16 protein-coding genes are annotated in these 19,362 nt (G+C 38.2%); all 16 read right to left on the minus strand.

Features of this window, described 5'->3' with window-relative positions; translation table 11 throughout:
• Positions 1 to 41: 41 nt before the first annotated feature.
• The 16 genes from flgL to V7138_RS12915 all read right to left on the minus strand — a co-directional run bounded on the left by flgL (position 42) and on the right by V7138_RS12915 (position 19,275).
• Positions 42 to 944 (minus strand): flagellar hook-associated protein FlgL, encoded by a 903-nt coding sequence (gene flgL, locus V7138_RS12840; RefSeq protein WP_335397901.1) that lies wholly within the window; start codon positions 942 to 944, stop codon positions 42 to 44.
• Positions 945 to 954: 10 nt separating this feature from the next.
• A complete protein-coding gene (gene flgK, locus V7138_RS12845; RefSeq protein WP_335397903.1) occupies positions 955 to 2,517 on the minus strand; it encodes a flagellar hook-associated protein FlgK in 1,563 nt (520 codons plus the stop codon).
• 18 nt (positions 2,518 to 2,535) lie between these two features.
• Entirely contained in the window at positions 2,536 to 3,018 is a 483-nt protein-coding gene (locus tag V7138_RS12850; RefSeq protein ID WP_335397905.1) for a flagellar protein FlgN, read from the minus strand.
• A gap of 20 nt (positions 3,019 to 3,038) precedes the next feature.
• Complete coding sequence (flgM, locus tag V7138_RS12855) at positions 3,039 to 3,299, minus strand: flagellar biosynthesis anti-sigma factor FlgM (RefSeq protein WP_335397908.1); 261 nt, start codon at positions 3,297 to 3,299, stop codon at positions 3,039 to 3,041.
• A 76-nt stretch (positions 3,300 to 3,375) separates the two neighbouring features.
• Positions 3,376 to 3,780 carry a TIGR03826 family flagellar region protein gene (locus tag V7138_RS12860; RefSeq protein WP_335397910.1) on the minus strand — a complete coding sequence of 135 codons (405 nt, stop codon included), beginning with the start codon at positions 3,778 to 3,780 and terminating at the stop codon, positions 3,376 to 3,378.
• A gap of 430 nt (positions 3,781 to 4,210) precedes the next feature.
• On the minus strand, positions 4,211 to 4,447 hold the full coding sequence (locus V7138_RS12865; RefSeq protein ID WP_335397912.1) for a hypothetical protein: 237 nt from the start codon (positions 4,445 to 4,447) through the stop codon (positions 4,211 to 4,213).
• A 47-nt stretch (positions 4,448 to 4,494) separates the two neighbouring features.
• Complete coding sequence (locus tag V7138_RS12870) at positions 4,495 to 5,199, minus strand: ComF family protein (protein WP_335397914.1); 705 nt, start codon at positions 5,197 to 5,199, stop codon at positions 4,495 to 4,497.
• 3 nt (positions 5,200 to 5,202) lie between these two features.
• Positions 5,203 to 5,484 (minus strand): late competence development ComFB family protein, encoded by a 282-nt coding sequence (locus V7138_RS12875; RefSeq protein WP_335397916.1) that lies wholly within the window; start codon positions 5,482 to 5,484, stop codon positions 5,203 to 5,205.
• Positions 5,485 to 5,684: 200 nt separating this feature from the next.
• Positions 5,685 to 6,272 carry a class D sortase gene (locus V7138_RS12880; RefSeq protein ID WP_335397918.1) on the minus strand — a complete coding sequence of 196 codons (588 nt, stop codon included), beginning with the start codon at positions 6,270 to 6,272 and terminating at the stop codon, positions 5,685 to 5,687.
• Positions 6,273 to 6,337: 65 nt separating this feature from the next.
• The gene (locus V7138_RS12885) at positions 6,338 to 7,828 is read right to left on the minus strand and encodes a DEAD/DEAH box helicase (RefSeq protein ID WP_335397920.1); all 1,491 of its coding nucleotides are present in this window, start codon (positions 7,826 to 7,828) and stop codon (positions 6,338 to 6,340) included.
• A 57-nt stretch (positions 7,829 to 7,885) separates the two neighbouring features.
• Complete coding sequence (locus V7138_RS12890; RefSeq protein ID WP_335397922.1) at positions 7,886 to 8,728, minus strand: DegV family protein; 843 nt, start codon at positions 8,726 to 8,728, stop codon at positions 7,886 to 7,888.
• 132 nt (positions 8,729 to 8,860) lie between these two features.
• Positions 8,861 to 10,393 carry a hypothetical protein gene (locus tag V7138_RS12895; protein WP_335397924.1) on the minus strand — a complete coding sequence of 511 codons (1,533 nt, stop codon included), beginning with the start codon at positions 10,391 to 10,393 and terminating at the stop codon, positions 8,861 to 8,863.
• Positions 10,390 to 12,075 carry a hypothetical protein gene (locus V7138_RS12900; RefSeq protein WP_335397926.1) on the minus strand — a complete coding sequence of 562 codons (1,686 nt, stop codon included), beginning with the start codon at positions 12,073 to 12,075 and terminating at the stop codon, positions 10,390 to 10,392. Before V7138_RS12900 ends, V7138_RS12895 begins: the two co-directional genes overlap by 4 nt.
• A gap of 252 nt (positions 12,076 to 12,327) precedes the next feature.
• Positions 12,328 to 13,017 carry a response regulator transcription factor gene (locus V7138_RS12905; protein ID WP_335397928.1) on the minus strand — a complete coding sequence of 230 codons (690 nt, stop codon included), beginning with the start codon at positions 13,015 to 13,017 and terminating at the stop codon, positions 12,328 to 12,330.
• A 241-nt stretch (positions 13,018 to 13,258) separates the two neighbouring features.
• Positions 13,259 to 14,398, minus strand: a complete 1,140-nt coding sequence (locus V7138_RS12910) for a sensor histidine kinase (RefSeq protein WP_335397930.1) — start codon at positions 14,396 to 14,398, stop codon at positions 13,259 to 13,261.
• A gap of 266 nt (positions 14,399 to 14,664) precedes the next feature.
• On the minus strand, positions 14,665 to 19,275 hold the full coding sequence (locus V7138_RS12915) for a cell wall-binding repeat-containing protein (protein WP_335397932.1): 4,611 nt from the start codon (positions 19,273 to 19,275) through the stop codon (positions 14,665 to 14,667).
• Positions 19,276 to 19,362 lie beyond the last annotated feature (87 nt).

Genomic DNA, 19,362 nt, shown 5'->3' on the forward strand with positions numbered 1-19,362 from the left:
TTTATACACTCCTAGTAAAAAAGCTATCTACAAAAGATAGCTTACCGTAAAAAATCTATTAAAGATGGTTGAATGATTCTTGCACCTACACTAAGAGCTGCTCGATGAAGACTCTCTTGTGCTGTTAACTCTGTAATTACTTTTTCAATATCTGCATCTTCATTTTCTGCTAAAAGCTTTACAGCTGTTATTTCCTGACTATTTAAACGGTTTTCCATCATCTCAACACGGTTTTGTTTTGCACCAGTCTCAGCACGAAGAAGTAACAAATTATCCTTTTGAATTTCGATATCTGATATATACCCAGTAAGGTCTGCCCCACTTTTAGTTGGGTCTTTTAATGCTCCTATAATCTCACCAAGCTTTGCAACAACTCCATTTGCCGAAGCAAAAAATGTATGTCCATCTGCATTGACATCAAGAGTAATTCCATTAAAAACTTCAATCTCAACTTTGTTGCTATTGGCAGTAGGATTCACATTCAAATTACCTGTTATAGGATATCCATTAAATAATGGTTGTAATGTATTTGTTCCACTAAATAAATACTTGTCTCCTACCTTCGTATTCGCGAAATCAACAATCTGTTTCTGGAGTTGTTCCATTTCTACAGCTATTTTCTCACGATCATCTGGCGTAAGTGAATCGGTAGATGCTTGTACTAACAACTCGGAAACACGATGCATGGCACTAGTAACTTGATTCAGCGTCTCATCTGTTGTATCTAACCAGTTATGAACCTCACCAATATTCCTTTGAAATTGTTGAACTTTATCCAAATTCGTTCGATACCCAATACCCTTCATCGCCACAACCGGATCATCTGAAGGACGATTGATTTTTTTCCCTGTCATAAGCTGCTCTTGAATTTTCCCCATTTTTGAATAGCTTCCGGACAAATGACGTAGCATATTATTTGAAAGCATCGATTGAGTAACTCGCATTATTTAACACCTACCTTCCTACAACACCCATACCATTTATAATTTTGTCTAGCATTTCATCAATCACTGTAATTTGTCTTGCTGCTGCATTGTAAGCGTGTTGGAATGTAATCATATTTGTCATTTCTTCATCTAAAGATACTGAGGAAACCGATCGACGATTTTTCTCTACAGTATCTTTCAATATCGCACTGTTCGTTTCCATTTGTCTTGCATGTTGGCCTTTAACTCCTAAATCTCCAATTAACCCTTGGTAGAAGGTTTCCAGTGTTCCTTCAGAAACAAAACCGTTTGAACCAGCTAAGGGTGATCCTGATAGCGCTGTTTGTTTTACTCCAGCAAGGTTAATTGCGTTTATACCGTTTCCAGATACGTTTGCTTCACTTGAAGCGGCAATTAAATCATTGTTATCAAGAATTTGTTGATTAACCGCTATTGCTTTAGCTGCACCTTTGTAATCATTTGCTGGTTCAAAGAAATTGAGACTTGTTTGACTAGAATTGCCTCCATTTCGATCGAGTGACCAGCCTTTTTGGTGCTGTGCGTTAAATTCAGTAATAAATGTATAAGCCATTTGGTCTAAATCATCTAGCATCTGTGGAAAAAGACCCTCCGTATTACCTGTTGCATTTTCATATCCGAAAGATTCAACTAGAGCTTTAATTTTTCCTGATGGTATATCATAAGCATTAATTTCAGTCGTTCCAGTACTTGATACAATATTAATTTTTTGAATGACATCTCCTGGAATTGTTTGATCACTGCTTCCATTATTCGGGCTAACAGCGAATCTATTAAAGATAGAACCACTTACCAGAGTCTCACCACTTGCTAGTTTAATATCATAAATTCCTTCAGCAATATCTAAAGCATTACCACCAGTACCTTTTTGCTCCACTTTTATGTCAATAAATTTTGAAAGCTCATCTACTAACATATCTCTCTGATCATAAAGATCATTTGGTAAATAACCAACAGGTTCAATTTCTGAGATTTGACTATTAAGACCTGCGATTTTTTCAAGAATGGTATTCACATTTTTTAATGAAACGCTCAACTCGTTTCCTAAGTCCTGTTTGATACCCTTAATTGAATCGTGAAGATAATGAAATGTATCAGCAACAGCAGTTCCACGTTGTGCAACAACCGCTCTGGCCCCTTTGTTTTCTGGGTTCACACTAAGATCCTGAAGCGATTGCCAAAATTGATCCATTGATTTTGCTAAACCCGTTTCACTCGGTTCATTTAAAATATCTTCCATTTTAGAGATTGCGTTAGTACGAGCTTCCCAATATCCATTTTTAGTATTTTCGCCTCTAAATTGTAAGTCTAAAAATCCTTCACGCACACGCTGAATTGTACCAGCCTCAACTCCTGTTCCAACTTGACCAGGAATTTTCGCCGTATTTAGACCAGGAGATGGGTATGGAGTTGTCTGGGTGAAATTAACGCGTTGCCTTGTATAGCCAGGTGTACTGGCGTTTGCGATATTATGTCCAGTTGTATATAGCGCGCTTTGCTGGGTCATCATGCCGCGGCGTGCTGTTTCTAGTCCATGAAAGGTTGATACCATTTTTCCATCCTCCGTTGTCTAAGCTTTCGAATCAAACATCGAGCGTGTTTGCTTTTTCTCTTGTGTTCCCGCCGGGTTGCCGTAATTGACGTTTTGTTCTTGCGGAAGAAGCATGTCCAATGACATGTTCACGTACTGCAAAGATTGGTGTGTGAGCTGCTGATTTAATTCGTTCACGACCTTTAATTCGTGAGTCACTTTAACTAAATCCTCATGTAATCCCGCCAACTCCGAACGAATTGGCTCACTTGCAGCCTCAATACACTTCGATAATGTCTTTTCTTCAACACGAGGTCCAAGCCATTTTTCAACAATTGTAATCCGTTCATTTTCCAATTGTCTGATTGCTAGAATGTATTTCTGTTCTTCCTTCATCTGTTCGTTGAGGGCATCGATGTCGCCTTTTTTCAAGATGTCTGTTTTTCGCTCAGATAGCTTAAGTAAGTTTTGGTGTAAAGCAAGTATTTTTTTGAGCATCACGACTAAGTTTTCAGCTGACATAATGACCCTCCGTTCTCAAATTATTTTTTAAAATAAAAATCGTAGACGCTTTTCGCCACGTCTTCTGCATTCACCTTATAGGTTCCGTTTTGAACCTGTTGCTTTAGTGCTTCTACTTTTTGCTGGCGTTCAACCGTAATAGGTGAAGTTTCCTGTAGCTGTTTTGCAGCCGAAGAAATTTCAACCTTATCTGTCTGAGGTGACCTTTCTGTTGCAGCAATTTTGTTCATCTGCTTTTTATACGGATTCATTCCTACAGGTCCGAACTGGTTAATTTTCATGGTAAAACCTCACTTTCTATCCGAACTTCATGTCTTTTCCTTTATATCGGCAGTGACATGAAAATGTTTAGAAATTTTAATCCACAAAATATGTTCTTTTTTCACGTTCTCGGATTTCTTTCTTCCGTTCTTCTTCCTGTTCAAAAGTCGATAATTCACCACGAAGTTCCTTTGAACAATCGTCACATAAGATCCCTTCACGGATTATGGTACGACATTTTTGGCATGGATATCCAAGGTTCGGGAATTGAGCCAATTTCAGCTTTCCTGTTCGGATGAACTTGATGATTAATTCTTCATCCACACCTGTACCTTCAGAGGCTTCAAAAATAGTTGCTGTGCGGTTTTCTCTTTTTCGAATAAATTTATATACCGTTTCGAATGCGATTTGCTCATCCTTATAGCATTTTTCACATACATCACGAAGATTTGTTTTTACAAATACTGCGCCACAATTTGGGCAATTCATAAGTTCTGCCATGTTAATTCTCTCCTATAACACCTTATTTCCTTCTATTATATCGGTGTTTACATGGGAGTTTGTAGTGACAGATTTTTGAAATAGAATTCTCAGTGGGATTTTTTATGTAGGTTTCTTATGCAGATCTATTATAGGGGTTTTTGACGTGGATGTTTAACAAGGAAAATTTCTACATTTCGAGAGGTAAGGCGATAATAAACCTTATAAGGATCCGATTTTCCTATTCTAAACAGAACCAATCTCAGTTCAGTAGGTGAACCTTTTATAAATATTGGTTTTCCAGGGATATAGATCGAGAAATTCTGATTCTTAAAATAACTTTCTATACTCTGTTGGAGAAATTCTCCTATCATAGGTAGATCCAATGATAATCTCCAATTATCTAAATCGATTAATGTTTGGATTGCTTTCTTTCTCCAGTAAATATCCATTATTTTTTCTCCAACATTCTACGGATTTCCTCTTTTGATAATATGGGGTTTTTTTCCTCGTCTAAAGCCTCTAATATTTCATTCTCTTCCTCTTCATCAGTTACATGATAAACATTTGAGTCATTAACCTCTTCTACTTCAAATAACAAAAATTTTCTTTCTCCAACCTCCAAGTAATGGTTACCTGAGATGATAGCCTTTTTCAATTCTTGATCTTCAATTTTAAATGGTTTCATTAATAAATCACGCCCTTTCATTTATTTATATAATTATATTACGTTCCTTACCCTCTCATCAACGTCAGCGACGATACCGACTTCGTACCAGCCTCTAACAGCACCGCTGCCGCATGCCGTAAAGTTGACCCAGTCGTATAAATATCATCCACTAATAAAATGTCCTTATCCTGAACCACATCAATCACTCGGAACACATTCTCTCCAGATATCCGTTCATCACGGCTCTTTTTCGATTGCTTTTCAAGGTGAGTTCGTGCTAAAACTTCATGTACAGGCATACCTAATAGCTCTGCTAACGCCTTTGCCTGGTTAAATCCACGCTCATACAAACGCTCATCACTTAATGGAATCGGAACAACAAAATAGGAAGGATTAAAATGTGTTTTGGAGGCTTTTTTCAAAGGTGTTTTAAAAATAGTAGATATTGCGTAGTCGCCTCGGAATTTGTAGAGGGAGAGTACATCTTTTGCAAAGTCATTATAGAGGTAAATTGAACGGTTCTTTGTGAGTACACCTTGCCACCGCGGGTCTTTTTCCCAGCGAATACAGTCAAAGCAGAGGTTTCCTTCACGATACTCATCGGACAGTTCAGAAAAAGGTCGACCACATATTTCACAAAGTTCACCGTCAACTTTTTCGAGTTTTTCACTGCAAGTAGAACAAAGTGGATCTGGTTCAGCCAACGAAAACAATGTCGACCAGGAATCCACTTCTTCAAAGCAATTATGACAAAGTAGGCATGTAGACATCATTCAGCTCCTTTTTAAATTCTCGCATTGAGGATTTTTCGCGACAATGTTTACGGCCTCTGCAATTTTCACATAGATGTTAGCCATCATTTGTTTATTAAAATATTGCGCCCGGACATATGCCACGCCATTCTCCTTTGATACATAACGTGGTGGCAGATTATTGAGCGTGAGGGCAAATACATCATTTTTACATTGTTCACATTTGCAAGGTAAGTTGTATTCATTCCAGTTTTCATTGATCGCTTCGGCTACAAGCGGCTCCATTGCATTAAAAACCTTCACATGAACCTCTCCATTCTCTCTATCTTCTTTTTATTATCACATAATAAACATAAAATGGAAATATTATATTTCTTCCTACTACAACAATAATTGATTTAAGATAATTGATAAATTCGCCTTTCATCCTATGCGAAACAATACTTAAGTATTATACAAAAAACCCCTTTGTTAGATTCTTCGTCCAACCTAGGGGTCACAATTTAATCTACTTTTTTTCCGTAAAAAATGTATCGGTATGGTGCGTCGCCAAGGTATCCGAATGGATAACAGGTAGTCACAACAAGCTCTTCGTTGGGTGCTGTTGACTTGATCACAGTTCGGTCGTCCGCATCCACGATTTTCGTATCGACAATTTCATAGGTAAAGTCGCCGTATTCTAATTGCACCACAAATGTGTCGCCGATTTCGAGCTCATCAAATCGTTTAAAAAGGGTATCGCGATGACCTGATAGAACGATTTGATCATTTTGTGTTGGTAATGCAGTGCCGAGATAATGTCCAACACCTTTTGCCAGTTCCTCTTCATCCGTTCCTTCAATGATTGGCATTTTTTCACCGAGCTTTGGGACCTCTAAAACACCTATTGTTTCGCCTTTTTCGTAGGTCGGAATGACAATTTCCTTTTCAGCCTTTTCCTCGGTCGGAGATGTAGAAATAAGCTCTTCCGCCTGAACCAATGCTTCTTTTTGTGCCTGATTTGAATCCCAGATTTGAAAAACCGAGTAACCCGTTAATGAAACACCGCCGATGATGAAGAGTAGTGCAATTGTATAAACAACCTTTTTCACTGAAATCACCGCCTTGTCCGTTCTTTATCACTTACCTTTAATCTTAATAAAAATGGGCTTTGAAATCAATCGATGAAGCCGTTTTGGAGCGCTTCTTTGTTCATATTTTCGATATGGTGTTTGGCCTTAATCATTTCCCTCGTTCTTCCGTAATGGAAAAATAAAATCTCACCAGTCGGAAATTGGGCACTACGACCAACACGACCTGAAATCTGCACTAATGCGCTCTCTGTAAAAATAATATCCTCCGCACCAAGCACGGCAACGTCAATATTGGGGACTGTTACGCCTCTTTCTAGAATAGTTGTCGTGACGAGAATTGGGATTTCACCGGAGCGGAAGCGTGCTACCTTATCCTTTCGGTCTTGGTCCTCGGCATGAACGCCTTCAATTCGGGGATCAAGAGTTTGGAGAATTTCTACGATACTTTCTAAATAAGTAATTCGCGGTACAAATAAGAAGACTTGCTTGCCGACTTCGAGATGTTCCTTTAACCACGCCAGCACGTTCCGCGGAAGTCTCTTCTTTTTCAATAACTTCTCCCAGTTCCCACACCAAATAAAGTCCGGAACAGGTAATGCATATCGATGGTAACGAGCCGGAATGGTCACGGCCGTTCTTTTACCCGCAGCAATTTCACTTTTCCACGTTTGATTAGGCGTTGCGGTAAGGTAGATGGTGGAGGAGAAGTCTTTCTTCGCTTGGCTGACAGCATATCGCAACATGGGCTCGACTGAATACGGAAAGGCGTCGACCTCATCAATGATAATCATGTCAAAGGCTTTGTAAAAACGAAGGAGCTGGTGGGTCGTAGAGAGTGTGATGGGGGCAGTCTTGTTACGGTCCTCACTTCCGCCATACAAGGCGATGACATCGACTTCGGGGAATGATGCTTTTATTCGAGGTGCGAGTTCAATTACCACATCCGTTCGTGGTGTCGCGATGCAAACTTTTTTACCAGCCTGTAGTGCAGTTTGGATTCCTTCAAACAGAATTTCAGTTTTTCCCGCTCCGCACACAGCCCAGATTAACAACTGCTCATTGTTTTGAACAGCTTTGATTAGCTCTGTTGAAGCTTTTTGTTGCCCCGGAGAAAGTGTTCCTTCCCACACAAGTGGTTTTTCCGGAATTTCAGACCTCGGACTTGGCCCATTCCAACTTACCAAAACCGTACATTCACTCATCCGCCCCATATTGATGCATTTCCTGCAATAGGTACATTCATGTTTACACCTTGCGCATCCAAACGAAGCGAAAAGCTTTTGATCGGAATTCCCACACCGAACGCACGAATAACCTTCCTTTGTTTTCGTGATGCATTTTCGATATTCTAAATAACCATTCAAATAGTGTTGTTGTATGTCTTCTAGGGAAAAAGGAATTTCTTCAAGTAGGAGTTGCTTTCCGGAGAGGAAATGTTGGAGTTCAGAGGAGTACTCAAATGTAGAATTCAGTGGTTGCGGATAATTGGATTCAAAATCGGTAATTCGTCTTGCACCAGACTTGTCCGATAATCGTTCTGGTATTAATATTTCGTTTTCTAGTAAATATCTCATGATTGACCTCCTTATGTTTTTTCAAAAACAGCGCCGCACCTCAGCACGGCGCCCATATTACTTTTTATACCAGCCTAACCCAATCGCACCTTCCCCTAGATGGGTTCCAATCACAGGTCCGAAATAGCTTAGTAAAAATTCGACATGTGGGTATTTCTTTTCAAGTTCAGCCTTCAATTCTAAAGCTTCTTCCTCGATATTGGCGTGAATCAGCGCTGCACGCATTGGCACACCTTGTCTTGCGTCCTCATCGAACAACTCGAACACTCGGTTCAATGCTTTTTTACGCGTACGAATTTTTTCAAACGGTACAATCACTTTATCCTCGAAGTTTAGAATGGGCTTCACCTGTAACAAGCTTCCGACAAATGCAGCAGCACCGCTCAAGCGGCCACCACGCTGAAGATTTGTGAGGTCATCTACCATAAAGTAGGCTCTCATTGATTCCTTCATTTTATCAAGTCTTGCCAGAATATCTTCAACTGGTTTCCCTTCATTCGCCATTTCCGCTGCCTCTAGCGCATAAAAGCCCTGCACAATACAACTGATCTCTGAGTCGAATGAATACACCTTCACATCCTCAACCATTTCACCAGCTGTCACAGAACCCTGATAGGTCCCGCTAATTCCACTCGATAAGTGAATACTAATGACAGCATCGTACTCCTGCCCTAGCTTTTTGAAAAGTTCAACAAACTCCCCGATTGGAGGCTGAGATGTGGTCGGCAAATCATTACGAGCCTTAAGCTCCTCATAAAATGCCTTTGCCGTAATATCGACTTCCTCACGATAGCTTTCCTCACCAAATACAACACTTAGCGGAATCATATGTATATTAAGTTTTTCACGAAGTTCCTTTGGTATGTAAGCTGTACTATCAGTTACAATCGCCGTTTTCATATTTTTTACCTTCCTGTCCTGATACTTTGTAATTTCCATTTTAAATGATATGGGCTGGGATGTCACTTGTTTATGTATATGCGGGACAGGTTGTTTTATACTGCGATCTAGTTGTTCCAAGCAGATAAAACTTTATTTCATTTCAAACAACCGTGACCATTCTACTTGGACGTCCCTTTCCATCGCAACAAGATCAATTGCATTTTTATTATATATTCTTCTTATTTCAACAAATCCCGCCATCGCAAATCTTGACCATGCCACTGAATTTAGACGTAACGCAAATAACAATAGATTACTTTGTGAGCGGATCGCTGCATCTACTCCATCCACTAGGCAAAGTGTTCCGTGACCAACTAGCAACATTCTTCTCAATTCAGGCTTATTACCGACTGGCAAGGATTCTTTCAAACTTCTTTTATGATAAAACTTAGACTTTAGTGCCCATAATAATCGAATACAGAGTTCATTAATTGTGACAGGAATCGCCATCGTCGCCCCAAAGCGTGCATCATAGCCCGATTCAAAAACCTTCGTTGAAAATTGAGCAATCGTAAATGATTTTTCTTCTACAGGAATTGAACCAAAATCAAACAGCTGAAATAACTCAAAAAATGGAATCGGAATTCCTGCGCCTCTTCGGCCATCATTATGGCCCCTTGTACCACTTGAACCAGCTACATCTGACAATAAATGACCGAACCAATTTGCAATACCTGCAAAGATTTTCGCAATAAAATTACCGCCAACCAATTCAAATTTATTCGTTCCTTCAATTGGTTCCATTCTAATGATTTTACCATCGGATATAAAGCTTGCTTTCCCAGTAAATTGATCGAGAATCGAGAAAAACAATCCGATTATGTCTGGTGAATGACCTAAAGACTTTAAATGATGGTTACTTGGTGACATTTGAAAATCTTGTCCTTCTGTATGTAAATCTTTCATAAAACGAGCATCATAATTAACCTTAAATCTTCTTTCCAAAAAACCAATTGCGCTTCCTATTGAGTCCGGCACTTTTTTTAAGTTGGACCCGTTGTTTTTATCATGTGACCATACCATTTTTGCAAATTTAATAACTACATTATCTGTTTGTTTGTCTGTCCATCGCCCTAGCTTCGAATCCATCGGAGTTCCAACAAAAAATGCATCAATTAATCCAGTTGCTAATCCGCTAAAAGCTGCTATTAAATAATCATATTTATCGCAATTGGCACTTTTCACTTTATAGTCCAGTTGGATTCGTTTAGCAAGTTCTATTTTTTCAATATCTGTTAACAGATTATCAAATGGATCCTTAGCTACATGAATATTATTACGAGTAAGATATTCGTCCATTGAACTGTTGAAAGACTGCCAATCCTGTTCTTCTTTAACTTCGATAGTCTCTATCTGATTGTATATACGTTCCTCAATAGAATTGAACGATACGGTTGTATTTTTAATAAAGCTAGTATTTTCTTGATTCAACATACTTTTTGCTTGTTGTAATAACATATCTAAAGCATCATTGTGTTGATTATTTAGGTCTGTTAATTGATCTAAATCTTCATGAATATATTGTAAATTTTGTTCCGACTTATTCAATAAATCCTTTTGAACGATTAATGCTTTTGCAGCATCATTCATCATGCTATTTGACAACTTATCTTTATTTTTCAATTCCGTTCACCAAAAATAGATCCGCCAAACTTTTTCACTGACCCTGTCACAGTTGCAAGTGCAGCTTGGGATAACTTATTATAATCGATTGCTTCAAAACAATCATATAAGTTTTCTACTTCACTTAAAGTCAGATTATCACGTAAAAACCACTTATTTTCATTTCCTGCTTCTTCGGATTCTTCCCTCATTTCATAGCAATTCATGATAAATTCTCGAATTTTTTCTTGTGTTGGTTTTTGTGTTAATTCAATTAATCTGCTCATATCAAGCTTCAATGGCAGACGCGTAATGATTTGTTCAATCTGTGAATGATTTTGTTTTTCAGCACTAACCTGTGCACCTTTACTTAATAAATTAAGCATTTTCGACAATTGTTCAATTTTAGAAGAATTTTCATTTCCTTTTTGAATCTCAATGGATAGTTGTCTAGTAATTTCATTAATATCTTCAATTAAATAATTAAGCGTTTTTTGTGTGTTACGAATAATTGCTTGAAGCATGAACTCACGTTGTTTATTATTTTCTACATCACCGATACCTGTAATTTTCTTCAACCCATGGTAAGTACCAACACCGATTAAAACGACTGCTCCGATTCCTGTCACCATGCCAGAAAAGCCTAATAAACCGCCTAGTCCCATTGTTGCTAAACCAGATGTAATACCTGCCGCACTAAACCCTACAACAGAGCCTGAAAAATAAATCGCAGCTAACGGAACTCCAACAGCCCCAGCTTTCGATGCAATATCCTTTATTGATTTTGCAATTTCACTATCATTTTTTCGTTTATGTAAAATATCTTCATCATTCTGTATCGCTTCAATAATTAATTCAATTTCTTCTTTTCGCATATTAAAATGCTCAATAATTTGCTTGATAAAATCATTGTTTTGCCATTCTATTATTGCGTGCGTTTGCTTGTAAATATAGAGCATATCCTTTATTAAAGACTTTCCGATTACTTCGTATGTACCCTCTGAAACATTTTCTTTTAATCGAGATATGATTGAAATGGTTTCTTCCGTTTGATTTATATCACTTAAGTAACCGCGAATAGCAACTCGAATAGTTGTACTTACTTCAATTCTTGCGACCAATGATATGATTTCGGCATACTCTTTGGGGTTAACTTCTTGATCATCCGAAAAGGCAAAATTACTGACTAACTTTAAATAGTCAAACTTCACCTGTTCATCTAATTCTGCCAATGGTGTTAATTGAGATGTATTAACAAATTCTTCTCCACTACCATCAGCGAGTTCGAGAATGCCCTGAATTAACTCAACAAACCCTTTATAATTCACGTTTAATAAATGTGGTGTGAGATTCATTCTATCTTGGTTTTTTAGTTTAATATAAACTTTTTCTACGGTTTTCGTTTTTCCACGGTTTGTTATGTTTGTCGTGTTATATTCAATATCTTCTATATCTGCATATTGAAGTTTTAGACTTTTTTCAAATGCTGCTTTTAAATAAACGGCGTCACCTATAAATAAACATCCATCTTTTCCAGATGAAAATATAGTAGAATCATAAATCGCAATTATATAGTCAGGATCTATATCATTTCCAAATGAATTGATTGCAGTATTTACTTTTTTGTCAGGTATGTATGGTGCTACATACGATGTGCTCCCTAATTTATTGATATTCTCTTTTATGAATTTTTGAATGGACATAACTCTTGCTCCTAACCCTCTTATTTTCTGTAATCTTAAGCTAAGTTGAATATGCAATTATAAAAGTAGGGCCTGACCCCTTTAACAGAGTGTCAGACCTTTTTAATAAACATCTTCACTTTACTTATTTGTAAATTTGGTAAAATGGTAACATCTAGGTAAATTGTACTATATTTTTATTCTGTTTGTATAATGTTTAAACTAAAAAAAGCCAAGCCCCTGAGAGCTCAGCTTTTCTACCACTCTATTAAATTATTTAACTTCAACCCAGCCATTCTTAATTGCTACTACAACAGCCTGGGTACGATCATTTACATTCATTTTTTGTAGGATATTACTTACATGGTTTTTAACCGTTTTTTCACTGATATATAGGTCGTCACCAATGCCGCGGTTGCTTCTTCCGTCTGTTAATAGTTGAAGAACCTCACATTCCCTTCTTGTTAGAAGATGTAGCGGACGGCGTACCTCTGTAGCTACATTTGAATGCGATGAAACGGATTGGCCACTTGCGACGGCAAGTCGACGGAATTCTTTTACTAAGTTATGTGTTACCCTTGGATGCAAGTATGATCCACCTTCTGCGACGACCTTGACCGCTTCGACTAGAGAATCCGCATCCATTTCCTTTAATAAGTAACCAGTTGCTCCAGTTTTAAGGGCATGCGTCACATAGCTTTCGTCATCGTGGATCGATAAAATAATGACCTTCGTATCAGGGTATGTGTCAATTAATTGTTTCGTTGCTTCAATTCCGTTCAAGTTCGGCATGTTAATGTCCATGATGACTACATCAGGCTTATGCTGCTCAATTAGAGCTACCGCCTGTTCCCCATCGTCACCCTCTGCTACCACTTGAAAGGTTGGTTCAAAATCTAGTATACGTTTTACACCCTCGCGAAATAATTGGTGATCATCAATAATAACTATGCTTGTTTTCATGAATAACGCCTCCCCCTTTCATTTTGACAAATCGAGGCAATTTCGGTCAATACTCCTTAAGCAGTATTAACAGACCCTATTAGTAAGATTATTCTTATTATTCCTATATAAATAAGTAGCGTATAGTAGTGAGACCATTTCTTGTAACGTATCATCAAAAAACCGAAATATTCTCAAACCAGAAAAGGGAAGATCAAATGTGCCTTATCGCGTTCGCGCCCGATTTTTCTCGGGTCACAAGTTAAACTTCAAACGGTACCTGAATCATCACAATCGTTCCGGCACCAGCACTTGAATCAATCGTTAAATGACCATCAAGCAGATCCACTCGTTCACGCATTCCGATCAATCCAAAGGAATCTTTTTTCTTCTCTCGGATATCAAAGCCTTTTCCATTGTCTTTTACGATTACTGTTACATGATGTCTACTTATCTCAAGCTTAACTGCGATTTCTCGAGCTTCCGCATGCTTTAACGCATTTTGAACCGCTTCTTGGACCATTCGGAATAAAGCCACCTCGAATTTTGATGGGATTCTTTGCTCCGATCCAATAAATGTAAAAGAAATCGTAGTGTCGCCATTATATTCTTCGATTGTAGATAGGTACTTTTTGAGGGTAGGAACCAATCCAAGATCATCCAATGCCATAGGTCGTAGGTCATAAATGATTCGACGGACTTCATATAGCGCGGAACGAACCATTTTTCGCAAGTCATGAATTTCCTTCACACCTTGTTCAGGACTTTCACGGTAGACCTTATCAATGATTTGCGAGCGCAGCATCACATTCGCAAGCATCTGTGCTGGCCCATCATGAATTTCACGTGAGAGCTTACGGCGCTCCTCTTCCTGTGCCTCGATAATCTTCAGACCAAACTCTTGCTTTTGCTTGGCATCTTCAATCATTTCACCAACCATCTTAAAATCACTCGTTAAATAATTGAGAACAACGGAAATTTGTCCGACAAGATGATCAGCTCGTTCAATTGTCTCATTCAACCCAACTAATCGTCTTTCAAGCTCATCTCGGCGTTCGCGGAGCTGCTTTTCCTCCTGCCGTATGACAGTTAACTGCATCTGCAAATCATGAGCCTTCTCATATGCATTCCGAATTTCATCTTCTGAATACTTATTAAAATGACTGCTTACCTCGGAAAGCCGCTTTCTTGCAAATCGAGAGTGGTTTTCTAAACGGTCCACCTCATCAATAATCGTTCCAACCCGTTCCTTAATATCCTTTAACTCATCGGTTAAAGTTACAAATTCATTGCGAGATTGCTCACCAATCCGAAAAATCTCTTCCTTGCTATGATCAACGGTGTTCACCATTTTTTCCAATATTGAATCAAGAACTTTACAATCAAGCCCTTTGGTGGCCATGCTTCCACCTCCATCCATAAATCATCTATATAATTAATCTATTTTGTATTTCATCATTCATGTATGTTGAACTACATACTGTCTTTATTATACAGGAAAAATGTATCACGAACATGAAATTTTGATTACATTGTGACTACTACTAATGCTATTATATACATTTATTGGAATATTTTTCATTAGCAAAGGAAAATTGGATAAGTATATCACCTAATAGTAAAAAGGCCGCCTGGATTCCCAGACAGCCTTTTCAAAAATCTTTACTATTATTTTAGAAGCTTACTAATTTCATTTACGACAGAATTGCTGATTACGTGCTCCCCACCAATAACCGTAACTGTTTTTGCATTCTTTTCTAAGAATCCACCAACATTACTAGTTAATGTTTCGCGAACAAGAACAACACCCGCTTCATTCTTAGCAGCTAAAGCAGCACCTGACAATGCGTCAGCAAAGTTTTTACCAGTTGCTACGTAATAGTGATAGTTATCGACATCAAAGTAGTTTGCGATAGCTAATGCCGTTTCATAACGGTTTTCACCTGAAAGCCGAACAGGTTGAGATGGAAGCTCAAGCAGTACATCATTTGAGATTACCTCTTTACCTCCAACAACAATCGTTTTTGAAACGCCAAGCTTTTCAAGAGCCTTAGCCGTTTCGTCGTGTAATTCAGCTGCTTTTGTTAATAGCACTGGAATTCCCTCGCTAGCAGCATAAGATGAAACAGTAAGTGCATCAGGGAAGTTTTGACCACTTGCAATAACTGCTTTGTCTACTCCATTTGGAGCAACGACATCAGCAACTTTTGCTGCAGTTTCGTAACGATTATCACCAGATAGACGCTTCACTTTAACACCTAATGCTTTAAGGCTTCCTTCAACCTTGCTATCAATTGCAGATTTTCCACCTAAAACATAGACTGTTTTGGCCCCTAATCTTTCAATCTCTGCCAATACCGCATCTGAAATAGTGGATGGCTTTGTTAATAGAAGCGGTGCATCAAATTTCTTAGCTAAAGGTACACCAGTAATTGCATCTGCATAGTCATCTCCACGAGCTATAACAACAACATCTGCAGATTTCCAACCCTTTTTACTTACTTCAACAGAAGTTTGGTAGCGGTTTTCACCACTTAAGCGATCAACACGTGAATCAGCATCATTTCTGTAAATTTCAACTAATTTTACTGTTGTATTCCCAGCTAGGTCAACTAGCCTTAATTCAAATACGTTTTTACCTGGTTGTAAAGTAACTTCAGTTGTTACTTTCTTACTGAATGGCTTCATATCGTATCCTGGTAACTCTTGGTAGAATACTTCGTTTTCATCAACAAAGAATCGTAATTCTTCTGCGTTATCTGAGATAACTGCTGAAAGTTCATATGATTCAACATTATGATCCACGAAAGAAGGAGCATCTACATCAATTTCTGGAGCAGTTGTATCAACAAAGATTAGTCTGCTATTTGTTAAAGATGTTTCATTACCGTTTGCATCCACAGCTATAATTTCGATATCATTTGCACCGTCAGGTAATGTGATAGTAGTTTCAAATGCAAATTCGCCGTTACCAGTTTTAACAAGAGGTACATCTTTTCCTTGAACTGTAAACCTTGTGATGGCTGATTCATCTTGTACAGTACCAGAGACTGTTATTTTACTTGTGTCATGAATCGAGAATGTTTGTGGTGACTTAACTAAAATAGCTGGAGCTTTTGTATCTTTTGCAACATCAGAGCTAAATTCTGTGCTGTTTCCTGCATTATCGACAGCAACCAAAACTAACTCAGCATCTGCTGGTACAGCTTCTTTTAATTCAAGTTCTTTTGTATCACCAGAAACCAATCCAAGTGATTCACCGTTAATGACTACTTCTACTAATTTAATTCCGGAAAGTTCATCCTTCGCATTGATTTTTACTACATCTTCTTCAATTGTTCCAGATACGGTAGGTGCTACTGTATCTACGATTACAGGCACTTGTAATTTTTGAGCTTCTTTACCTGGATAGTCAATTGTTGTTGCTATTTCATAGTAATAAGTACCATCAGCAACAACTTCTTTCTTAACCGTTCCATCCCATGCACTTGCCTGCTTTAATGAGTATGTGCCTCCTGCACCAGCATCAAAATAATGCTTGCGAACATTTGTCTCAGTTCGTAGTTTACGTAATTGCTTTTTATCTGAATCTAGCACACTATATTCTACTAGTTTCGCATTTCGCAAGAATGAAAGAATTGGGAAAGCATCATCTTGTACGCCATCTCCATTTGGAGAAATAGCAATTCTTGCCTTCTCATTTTCTTTAGTAATTGGATTGTAACCTAAATAATAATAAGTAGTTGCACCTTTATCATTTTTACCTGTATATAACATACCAGCATCTTCATAGAAAGAGTTATGGTCATCATAGGCAAACTCATCTAGAACAGGAGCAGCGTTCCAGTCTCCTTTAAATCCAACATATGGAACTGAAAGCTCAGGTAATGCTTCATTTGAAAGAGATACAAATCCTTCTACAAAATAGCCGTTAACAAACACATCTTCAGGTGTAACAAAACCAGAACCATCTTCTGCTAAAACTTTAGCCTCAGATAAATCCACATTCACTGTAATTGTTGCTGTTTCATTTGCAGGTACTTCAACAACTGGCTGTCCACCATTAAGAGTTACTTTCGCATCTACAAGCTCTTGCGCTTCAAGTTGATCAATCGCTCCGGTTAAATAGGCGTTTCCAATTAATCCATAGAATGCAAAATCTGTTTGTACATTTGCAGAAACATCATACGTTACTGCCTTATCACTATAGTTTTTAGCCTCTAGTGTAAAGCTAAACTTATCGCCAACTTCTTTAAGAGCAACCTTTGCTTCTCCAGTGTTCTTTTCAGTTACAACAACCGGAGTGCTTAAAGCAGCATGAAGTTGCATTAAACCAGAGCCTTGACGACGAGGTGAGTACGGATTTTCTTGTCCAAGAGCACCTTGTGCAGCACCCTTATCTAATACAGGTTTAGCCGTATTCATTAAAATGTTTTTAGCCATTTGAACACGTTCTTTACCCTCTAAACCAAATTCATTATCGACATGTTGCAATACTAGCGCTGAACCACCAGCAACATGTGGAGCAGCCATTGATGTTCCGTTCATTGTACCATATTGGTTATCGTTAAATGTTGAATAAATTTTTCCACCTGGAGCTGTAATTTCAGGTTTGAAATCTAAGTTTGGTGTTACACCCCAAGATGTAAATGCAGACATTTTTCCTGCTTCTAAGTTTGGCGCATATACAGGTGAACCGTCAAAAATGACTTCTATACTTGATCCAGCTGTAAATTTTGCATCTAAATCATTTCCGTCTGCAATGGATAAAGTAACCATTGGAATTGTATGAAGATTTAAAGCCATGTTTACATAATCGCCGTGAGCCGGATTTCCTCTTAGAATAACACCAGCAGCACCTTGTTTTACAGCTTCCGCTTCAATCATTCCATAATTGAACGCTCCTGGACGCACAGCAAAAACAATTTTTCCTTTCACATCTTTTCCTTCGTAATAAGATGCTTCACCGGTTCCAACATATACTACTTCTTGCTTTTGATCTTTAAATAAATCTAAAAAGTTAGGAGTATCTTGTTTTTGGTAACCAATAGTTTTATATTCTTTCCCATCAATAAAGGTTTTAAAACCTTCTAATGTTACATATGTGTTCTCAATTGATGCTACTTGTAAAGAATCATATGATAAACCAGGAGCACCGACTACACCGATATCAGGGTTGGAAGCATATGGATTAAAGAACCCATTTCCAAGATGAGCGGAGTTACCAGCTGAAATCGACATTAACACTCCATTATCAACTGCTCTTGCTACAGCTTGCTGTTCAGGGTCATTAGCATCTACGAAAGAAGCTGTTGAACCTAAGCTCATGTTAATAACGTCTACTCCTAAAACGATTGCATCATCGATTGCCTTAATATAGATATCGCCCCACGTAGATCCCATTTCAGGGTCGTTACCGAATACTTTCAAACCAAGGATTTGTGCTTCTGGAGCAACACCCTTAATTCCGCCGTTATCCTCGTCACCATTTGCTCCTACAGTACCTGATACGTGCATACCGTGCATAGAAGCTCCAGGTCCAAGGTCACGAACTTCAGAGTTTTTGTCCATATAGTTATAACCATATGGTACCTTCTCCGTATAATACTTTCCTGGAAGTTTATTTTCAGCTACTTTAGCTTCAACTTCTTTAGAAGATAATGCTGCTTTTGAACCGTCAGTTAACACCATATCTTTATGAGTTGGATCAATACCAGAGTCGATCACACCGACAATCATACCTTCACCATTGTATCCATAATCAGCCCATGCTTTTTGAGCCTCTACAAGCTCTTTTGAGTATTTCATGTCCGGTTTTTCAGTTGGACGCTGATACTCGTTTGCAATCGTTACTCTTGATACTCCATCAAGCTTTTCAATGACTGCAATTTTACCGTATTCAACAACACCACTAAACCCGTTGAAAGCGGTTGTAAAACTTTCCTTAAAATCCATGCTCACTTTATTGGAAGAAAGCTTAGACTTTACTGTGTTCTGTGAAGATAATGCTTTATTATGAAGTTCAGCCTTCTTTGACTCAGAAAGTTCACTGAACTTTTTACCTTGCTTCGTTGCATATTCAATTGCCGGAGCACCTTCTACTTCAACAATGACACGAACTTTTTCATTTGCGTCGTATTTCGAAGCCTCTTCCGTGCTAAACGATGTTTTTTCACTTGTATTTTTTGCTCTTGGTTCTTTTACCGGACCAATAGCCGCCATTGCTGTATTAGCAAATAACATTAAAAATGCCAATACAAGTACTAACGTTTTCTTCATAATCAAAATCCCCCCTAAAATGAAAAATATAGACTAGAAATCTACTAAAATCTCTGTCTATTAACCACCTAGATTATGTATCTAATC

Source organism: Bacillus sp. JJ1533 (genome assembly GCF_036965045.1).
Taxonomy (GTDB): Bacteria; Bacillota; Bacilli; order Bacillales; family Bacillaceae_L; genus Ferdinandcohnia.

Excerpts from the sequence above, each read along its gene's own strand:
- flgL (WP_335397901.1), bottom strand. The coding sequence starts at position 944 with ATGCGAGTTACTCAATCGATGCTTTCAAATAATATGCTACGTCATTTG.
- flgK (WP_335397903.1), bottom strand. The coding sequence starts at position 2,517 with ATGGTATCAACCTTTCATGGACTAGAAACAGCACGCCGCGGCATGATG.
- V7138_RS12850 (WP_335397905.1), bottom strand. The coding sequence starts at position 3,018 with ATGTCAGCTGAAAACTTAGTCGTGATGCTCAAAAAAATACTTGCTTTA.
- flgM (WP_335397908.1), bottom strand. The coding sequence starts at position 3,299 with ATGAAAATTAACCAGTTCGGACCTGTAGGAATGAATCCGTATAAAAAG.
- V7138_RS12860 (WP_335397910.1), bottom strand. The coding sequence starts at position 3,780 with ATGGCAGAACTTATGAATTGCCCAAATTGTGGCGCAGTATTTGTAAAA.
- V7138_RS12865 (WP_335397912.1), bottom strand. The coding sequence starts at position 4,447 with ATGAAACCATTTAAAATTGAAGATCAAGAATTGAAAAAGGCTATCATC.
- V7138_RS12870 (WP_335397914.1), bottom strand. The coding sequence starts at position 5,199 with ATGTCTACATGCCTACTTTGTCATAATTGCTTTGAAGAAGTGGATTCC.
- V7138_RS12885 (WP_335397920.1), bottom strand. The coding sequence starts at position 7,828 with ATGAGATATTTACTAGAAAACGAAATATTAATACCAGAACGATTATCG.
- V7138_RS12890 (WP_335397922.1), bottom strand. The coding sequence starts at position 8,728 with ATGAAAACGGCGATTGTAACTGATAGTACAGCTTACATACCAAAGGAA.
- V7138_RS12900 (WP_335397926.1), bottom strand. The coding sequence starts at position 12,075 with ATGTCCATTCAAAAATTCATAAAAGAGAATATCAATAAATTAGGGAGC.
- V7138_RS12905 (WP_335397928.1), bottom strand. The coding sequence starts at position 13,017 with ATGAAAACAAGCATAGTTATTATTGATGATCACCAATTATTTCGCGAG.
- V7138_RS12910 (WP_335397930.1), bottom strand. The coding sequence starts at position 14,398 with ATGGCCACCAAAGGGCTTGATTGTAAAGTTCTTGATTCAATATTGGAA.
- V7138_RS12915 (WP_335397932.1), bottom strand. The coding sequence starts at position 19,275 with ATGAAGAAAACGTTAGTACTTGTATTGGCATTTTTAATGTTATTTGCT.